At 71.3% G+C, this 6,932-nt stretch carries 9 protein-coding genes and 1 pseudogene; 3 read left to right on the top strand and 7 right to left on the bottom strand.

Annotated features, from left to right (window positions below; translation table 11 throughout):
* A pseudogene (locus AB0J53_RS41660) lies at nt 1-417 on the top strand (IS982 family transposase); the annotation flags it as partial.
* A gap of 24 nt (nt 418-441) precedes the next feature.
* Here AB0J53_RS41660 and AB0J53_RS41655 read toward each other — a convergent pair.
* Nucleotides 442-2,049: a DUF2207 domain-containing protein gene (locus AB0J53_RS41655; RefSeq protein WP_364182968.1), complete on the bottom strand. Its 1,608-nt coding sequence runs from the start codon at nt 2,047-2,049 to the stop codon at nt 442-444.
* Nucleotides 2,050-2,089: 40 nt separating this feature from the next.
* On the opposite strand from AB0J53_RS41655, the gene AB0J53_RS41650 reads away from it, so the two are divergent.
* Complete coding sequence (locus tag AB0J53_RS41650; protein WP_364182965.1) at nt 2,090-2,752, top strand: ankyrin repeat domain-containing protein; 663 nt, start codon at nt 2,090-2,092, stop codon at nt 2,750-2,752.
* Here the strand turns inward: AB0J53_RS41650 and AB0J53_RS41645 are convergent.
* Entirely contained in the window at nt 2,736-3,470 is a 735-nt protein-coding gene (locus tag AB0J53_RS41645) for an alanyl-tRNA editing protein (protein ID WP_364182962.1), read from the bottom strand. The two genes, AB0J53_RS41650 and AB0J53_RS41645, sit on opposite strands and share 17 nt — an antisense overlap.
* A 129-nt stretch (nt 3,471-3,599) precedes the next feature.
* On the opposite strand from AB0J53_RS41645, the gene AB0J53_RS41640 reads away from it, so the two are divergent.
* Nucleotides 3,600-4,220: an SGNH/GDSL hydrolase family protein gene (locus AB0J53_RS41640; RefSeq protein ID WP_219517840.1), complete on the top strand. Its 621-nt coding sequence runs from the start codon at nt 3,600-3,602 to the stop codon at nt 4,218-4,220.
* On the opposite strand, the gene AB0J53_RS41635 is transcribed toward AB0J53_RS41640, so the two are convergent.
* From AB0J53_RS41635 to AB0J53_RS41615, 5 genes are all read right to left on the bottom strand, one after another.
* Nucleotides 4,205-4,573: a DUF2516 family protein gene (locus AB0J53_RS41635; protein ID WP_219517841.1), complete on the bottom strand. Its 369-nt coding sequence runs from the start codon at nt 4,571-4,573 to the stop codon at nt 4,205-4,207. The two genes, AB0J53_RS41640 and AB0J53_RS41635, sit on opposite strands and share 16 nt — an antisense overlap.
* Before the next feature lie 113 nt (nt 4,574-4,686).
* Complete coding sequence (locus AB0J53_RS41630) at nt 4,687-5,106, bottom strand: hypothetical protein (protein WP_364182958.1); 420 nt, start codon at nt 5,104-5,106, stop codon at nt 4,687-4,689.
* Nucleotides 5,107-5,109: 3 nt separating this feature from the next.
* A complete protein-coding gene (locus tag AB0J53_RS41625; RefSeq protein ID WP_219517844.1) occupies nt 5,110-5,595 on the bottom strand; it encodes a helix-turn-helix transcriptional regulator in 486 nt (161 codons plus the stop codon).
* A gap of 60 nt (nt 5,596-5,655) precedes the next feature.
* Nucleotides 5,656-6,561 (bottom strand): M56 family metallopeptidase, encoded by a 906-nt coding sequence (locus AB0J53_RS41620; RefSeq protein WP_219517845.1) that lies wholly within the window; start codon nt 6,559-6,561, stop codon nt 5,656-5,658.
* On the bottom strand, nt 6,558-6,914 hold the full coding sequence (locus AB0J53_RS41615) for a BlaI/MecI/CopY family transcriptional regulator (protein ID WP_219517847.1): 357 nt from the start codon (nt 6,912-6,914) through the stop codon (nt 6,558-6,560). Before AB0J53_RS41615 ends, AB0J53_RS41620 begins: the two co-directional genes overlap by 4 nt.
* Between the last annotated feature and the right edge of the window lie 18 nt (nt 6,915-6,932).

Here is a 6,932-nt window from a genome sequence, read left to right as displayed (position 1 = left end):
TTCGCCCTGACCGGCGCCAAGGCCGACGAACGCCTCACCCTGCTCGGCATGCTCGAAGCCGACCCCGACCTGCTGGCCCGCCACCGAGGCCGGCAGGACCTGATCGCCGACATGCAGTACTACGGCCGCGACTTCGAACACGCCCTGGCCACCGCAGGAGTGCGCCTGCTACGCAAGGCCCGCAAAGGCGAGCCACCACGCTCCGGCGCACACCTGTTCAAACCCCTGCGCCAGACCATCGAGTCCATCAATCAGACACTCAAGGGCCAGCTCGACCTCGAACGCCACGGCGGGCGCACGTTCGCGGGCGTCATCATCCGCGTGATCACCCGCATCCTTGCGCTGACCGCCGTGATCTGGCACAACGACAAGACCGGTCAGCCCATCGCCCGCTCACTCACCGCCTACGACCACTGATCCCAACCCCTTGGAATCAATCATCTAGAGGGTGCGGAACTGCCGGGTGGCCGAGATCGCGCCGGATGTCGTCGTGGTGAACGTGCGCATCGACCCGGCGAACTTCGACAGGTCCCACTCGGCCGGCCCGTGATACCAGTAGAGGTTGTCGCTCGGCGAGCCGTTGCCGGTGACCGAGGCGACGACCCGCGACCAGTGCTCCACCCCGTCGAAGATCACCGCATAGGGCAGGTAGCGGGAGAACAGCTCGACCCGGTGCTGCTCCGGCACCTCGCCCAGGTCGCCGGAGAAGAGATACTCGCGGAAGCCGAGCGTGTGGGCGAGTGCGGCCGAGCCCTTGGCCGTCTTGGCCGGCATGTACTGCCCGCCCACGGCCAGCGCCCCGCCCGCGACGATCACGCCCAGCCCGATCAGCCCGTACGTGGTGAACCAGGCCAGCGCGCCCGTGGCCAGCACGCCGACGCCGATGAGCACGACGCCGATCGTGGTCCAGCGCGTCCGCTCGGCGTCCGGCCGGCGGGCGAACCAGCCCTGCGTGACGACGTCGGTGTAGAGGGCGTCGCGCACCTTGCCCAGATGCGTGGCGAACGAGCCGGACAACTGCGACAGCAGCACCGCGTCCCGGCCCTCGAAGATCGCCTCGTACAGCGCCCGCTCGTAGGGCAGCAGCGCGTTGACGGGCGCGTTCGGCAGCCGTACCAGCATCCAGTCGGGGGCGTCGTACGTCTGGCGGGGCTGCTCGTCGATGCGCAGGTAGCCGCGGACGGCGAGGTCCACGATCGTGGCCGTCACGTCCACCACGTCGGCCTGCTCGTCCACGAGCGTGCCGATCTGGCCGGGACGCACCCCGTCGGGCGGGCTGAAGTGGCCGTTCTGGACGGGGTCGACCGCGCCGCGCTCGTGGTCGACGATGCGGGCGTCGCGGCCGCGCGTCCAGTAGAGCAGCGCGACGCCGCCGAGCAGCAGCACGAGCAGGCCGGCCAGCGCGCCGCCGGTGACGGGGCTGAGCGTGAACGCCGCCGCCAGCGAGAACCGCTTCTCCAGGATCGGCTCGCCGCCGCTCGCGCCCGCCGGGAAGCCGACCACCACGGTCAGCGCCTGGCCGGGGGCGATGCCCGCCTGCTCGAAGTCGGCGTGGGTGGCCGTGTGGTCCATCGCGGCGGCGGTGCAGCCGATGGCGGAGGTCAGCTCGCCGGCGAAACATGACAGGTTCTGCACCTGGCCCGGGCCGCTGACCTTGACGGTGGCCTTGTCGACGGCGGTGTTCCAGCCGTTGACGGCGAACCAGCGCAGCTCCTCGACGCCGCCCGTGGGCGTGACGGCGCCCTGGACGTCGTACTCGACGGTGGCGGGCGACTTGACCGTCAGCACGTCACCGGCCAGCGTGCCGCCCTTGAGGTTGGCGATCCGGTAGACGCGGTCGCTGGTGTCGTCATAGCGCGTCCTGGTCAGGAACGTCCGCTGGAGCTCGCCGGAACCGCCGCTGATCTTCTCGACCACGTGCAGCGTGCCGCCCTTGCCGAGGGTCATCGTCACCTCGGTGGTGATCCCGGCCTCCGCCAGGGCGGGAGTCGCGGTCAGCGCCAGGGCGACGGCTCCGAGAGCGGCTAGCGTGTGCCTGATACCCGTCATGGCCGTGAATCGTATCGGTATCCCGGTTGAGGAGGACCTGATGGCCGATGCCCGAGAGATGATCCGGTCGGGCGACGTGGCCGCGCTGCGCGCCTTCCTCGCCGCCGACCCCTCGCAGGCCACCGCCCGCCCCGACGGCGCCCGTACGCTCCTGCACGTCGCCACCGACTGGCCGGGGCACTTCCCGGCGGTCGCCGAGACGATCGCCGCGCTGGTCGAGGCGGGCGCCGACGTGGACGCTCGCTTCCGCGGCGAGCACGCCGAGACGCCGCTGCACTGGGCGGCGAGCAGCGGGGACGTGGCGGCCCTCGACGCGCTGCTCGACGCGGGGGCGCGCATCGACGCGCCGGGCGCGGTCATCGCGGGCGGGACGCCGCTGGACGACGCGGTGGCCTTCGGGCAGTGGGAGGCGGCCCGCCGCCTGGTGGCGCGCGGCGCCGCCGTCGGCTTCCGCCACGCCGCCGCGCTCGGCCTGCCCGACCGGGTGACGGTCACCGGCCAGGAGGAGCTGGACACGGCCTTCTGGTACGCCTGCCACGGCGGCCAGCGGCGGATCGCCGAGCTGCTGCTGGAGCGCGGGGCGGCGGTGGACCGGGAGCCGCCCTGGGAGCCGGTGACGCCGATGGAGGCCGCGCTGCGGCAGGGGTTCGCGGAGCTGGCCGGATGGCTGCGGGAGCGGGGCGCGGTCAGTCGGAGATCGTGATGCGCAGCCGGCGGAAGCCGCGGCCCTTGCTCTCGACCTTGGCCACCTTGATGCGGCCGATCTGCTTGGTCGAGGCCACGTGGGTGCCGCCGTCGGCCTGGGTGTCGAGGCCGACGATGTCGACGATCCGCACGTCCTCGACCTCCGGAGGGACCAGGTTGGTCGCGGTGCGGATGATGTCGGGGATCGCGAACGCCTCGGCGCGCGGCAGCACCCGCACGTCGATGCGCCGGTCAGCGACGATCTCGGCGTTGCACAGGTCCTCGACCGACTCCTTGAAGCCGGCCGGCACCTCCGGCAGGTTGAAGTCCATGCGGGCGGTCAGCATTTCCATGTTGCCGCCGGTGACCGGGCAGCCGAACTCGCGGAAGACCACCCCGCACAGGACGTGGAGCCCCGAGTGGGTGCGCATGAGCGCGGAGCGGCGCTCGTCGGCGACGGCCGCCCGGACGACGGTGCCCACCGGGGGGACCGGGTCGCCCTCTGCCGGGATCAGGTAGAGATCGTCGCCTTTGCGTACTCCGGCGATGCGGGTTTCCACGCCCTGCCAGAGGAGAACTCCGTGATCGGCCGGCTGGCCGCCGCCTCCTGGATAGAATGCCGACCTGTTGAGCACGATCCCTTCGGGGGTCGCGTCGAGGACCACGGCTTCGAAGTCGCGAAGGTTCTGGTCCGCCAGTTCGAGCCGTTGCGTTCGCCCGTGAAGATCGGTGGTCATGTCGGCAGCCTAGAGCTTTCGAGGTGGTAGATGCGCGCGAGGCTGCGTAGCCCGCTCAGGAGAACTCTCGCCGGCCCGGCCGCTTCAATGGCGGCGATTTGCTGCACTTTATCGGGATGTGCGGCGGCGGTGGCCACGCCGCCCCAGCCGCCCCTTGAGCGGCGCCCGCCGGTCGTGATGTTCGTCGGCGACAGCTTCACCGTGGGGTCGGGGCCGGTGCCGCGCTGGCACACCTACGCCGCCGAGGCGGCCCGGCTGCTCGGCTGGCAGCCGGTCATCGCCGGAGCGGGCGGCACCGGCTTCGTCAGCGACGGGCGCGTGGGCCGTACGTTCCAGGAGTCGTTCGAGGCGGAGTTGGCGTGGCGGCCCGCGCCCGACGTGCTGGTGATCTCCGGCGGCCACAACGACGGCCGGTGGCCGGCCGAGCGGGTGGGCGAGGCGGCCGACCGGCTGCTCGACACCGCCCGCTCGACCTGGCCCAAGACTCAGATCGTCATGGTCGGCCCGATCTGGCTCGACCCGACGCCGCCCGCCAAGGCCTACCGCGTGCGTGACGCGCTGGCGCGGGTGGCGTCGAGCCAGGCCGTGCCGTTTCTCGACGCGCTGCGCAGGCCGTGGTCCTCCGGCGGCGGCAAGGCGGAGGTGAAGGCGGTGCTGCCCGACGGCGTGCACCCGACCCGCGCCGGGCACGCCCTGATGGGCCGGTGGCTCGCCAGGAGCCTGACCCGGCTACCTCACCAGGGCCCGTAGGGGCCGCTGTTGCCGCCGCGCCCGCCCATGCCCTTGACGGCGGGCTTGACGTCGACGATGTAGATCGTGGCGGCGATGACGGCGGCGATCGAGAAGATGCCGAGACCGATGCCGATGAACTGCGCGCCCCCGAGGAACAGGAAGGCGTTCAGGTAGGACCACGCGCCCGCCGCCGAGAAGAGCGTGGCCAGGATCAGGATGATCAGCCAGATGTTCTTCTGCAGCTTCCCCGCCGACACGAACGCGCCGGTCGGCACCCGTAGCGCGTGGATCAACGCGTAGGCCGACATGCCGAGAATGATCACGGCAAGCGCCAGGAAGAGGAAGTTGAGCCCGAGGTTGATGAATTCCATGAGTTTGGCTCCGCCCAGTGCCGCGATGAAGTCGGCCCCAGCCTAATAGCCGCCACGGGCACTCCGCGCGGCGAAAAGGCCCGCCCCCAGGACGGGGCGGGCCTTCAAGTCGGTCAGGCCTGGGCCTTGGTGGTGCGGTTGGCGGTGCGGGTCTTCTTGACGGGGGTGGCGACGGCCGGCTCGGCGGCCTCCGACACCTCCTCCAGCTCCAGCGCGGCCTCGCCGGTGGTCCGGCTGACGACCTTGCGGCCGCGGGTGGCGAAGTCCTCGTAGACCTCGACGGCCCGGTGGCTCAGCTGGTCGGCGTACTCGCGCGCCTTCTCGGGGAACTCCTTGGCGAAGCCCTCGGCCTTGCCAGCGTAGTCGCGGGCGCGGCCGGGCAGGTCCTTGGCCAGCTCGGCGCGGCGGGCCTGGAGCTTCTGGAGCTGGTCGGGCAGCTCGCGCAGCTTCTCCACGGCGAAGTCGCCGACACCGGCGACGGCGTAGAACGGCTTGGAATCGGTGAGCTTCTTGACCTCGGTGGCCAGCGTCATGGGTTAACCTTCCTTGGTTTCCTGGTTGACGGTGCCGTTGCCGTCGCTCGTCGCGTAGGGCTCAAGTGCGGCGACAAGCTCCGGCGGCAGCGGCTGCTCGTCGTCCGTGGAGGGCCCGGGGTCGGCATTCTGGGAGGTCTGCCCGTCCCCGGGCCGCTCCTTGCGGAACGACTCGTAGATGTCGATCAACACCTGGCGTTGCCGCTCGGTGAGATGCGTGTCGGCTCTGATCGCACTGATCACGTCGCTGGGCGGCTCGCGGTCCTCGATGAGGCCCGCCTGCACGTAGAGCGCCTGCGAGGAGATGCGCAGACCCTTGGCGATCTGGTTGAGGATCTCCGCGCTGGGCTTGCGCAGACCGCGCTCGATCTGGCTCAGGTAGGGGTTGGAGACCCCCGCCTGCTCGGCGAGCTGGCGGAGGGAGATCTTCGCCTGCTGCCTCTGCTCGCGGATGTACTCGCCGATCGAGCCGACCTTCGGTAGTGCCATGCCTCCAGTGTGCCCGCCCCTGCTTGCAATTGCAAACGGAATGGTTAACTCCAGCAAGCGTCAGAGCTGGATGACCCACAGGAACGGCGTGGCTGTGACCAAGCTCACCGACAGGGCCAGCACGCCGTAGCGCAGGCCGAGGTGGATCTCGGGGGCCGGCTTGATCAGCCGGTCGACCCTGGCCATGACGTGCTGGGCGTGCACGCCGAGCATCCCGCTGGGCGTCGGCATGGCCCCCGCGGTGCCGAACCTGAGCAGCGCCGTGGCGAGCCGGCGCGGCGAGCAGTAGCGGCGGGCCCGGTCGTCGGCCGCCATCTCGACCAGCAGCTCGACCTGGGCCTGCGCGTCACACACGATCTTGGACCAGGGCAGCGCCCGGCGCAGCGCGGCGAACGGCAGCAGCACCAGGTCGTGACGCTCGCGCACGTGCGCGGCCTCGTGGGCGAGCACGGCCGTCAGCTCGTCCTGCGACAGCAGCTTGAGCGCGCCCTCGCTGACCACGACCTGCGAGCGCAGCCCCGGCACGCAGTAGGCGGCCGCGCTCGGATGGTCGAGCACCCGCACGCCCGGCACGATCGGGTCGTCGCGGGAGATGAGCCGCAGCAGCGTGCGGTGCCGCCGCCGGGCGCGCAACGCCTGCACCCCGGCCGTGAGCAGCACCACGACGAGCACGGTGAGCGCGGTCAGCCCGGCGATCATGGCGAGCACGTGCAGCGCGTCCCACGGCTGCAGCGGCGCCCGCCCGCGGGCGAAGGCCAGCAGGCCGGGAAGCACGCCGATCCCGTACGGGTCGACGGCGTAGGCCAGCATGGCGCCGGTCGTGGCCAGACCCCAGGCCAGGCCGAGAGACTGCCAGAGAATGATGGCGACCCGCGGCGCGCGCGAGGTCCACCGGGCGGTGGTGAAACGCCAGGAGCCGATCGCGCACGCCGTGGCGAGCGCGGCCAGCACCGCTGCCGTGGTCACTCTTCCTCCAGCTCCGTAAGGGCTTTGCGCAGGATCTCCGCCTCGGGCCCGGAGACAGCCTGGGCGAATCGGGTCAGGGCGGCCGAACGGTCGCCGGTCATGCCGAGTGCTTCCAGCATAAGGTCAGCGATGTAGCCGTCACGGCTTTCGGCCGGTTCGTACCGCCAGGCGCGGCCGTCACGGGTGCGCTGGAGGAAGCCTTTACGGGTGAGGCGGTCGAGCACGGTCATCACCGTGGTCGGCGCCAGGTCGCGGTCGGCGATGAGCCTGCCGACCTCGCGTGCGGTCAGCGGGCTGCTCTGCGCCCAGAGGATGTCCATGATGCTGCGTTCAAGCTCGCCAAGACCCTTCACGTCCTCCAGACTAGCTCT

This window comes from Nonomuraea sp. NPDC049725, assembly GCF_040674795.1.
Classification (GTDB): Bacteria; Actinomycetota; Actinomycetes; order Streptosporangiales; family Streptosporangiaceae; genus Nonomuraea; species Nonomuraea ceibae.
Note: the sequence above shows the minus strand (reverse complement) of the source record. Positions and strands in the feature narration are given on the sequence as shown.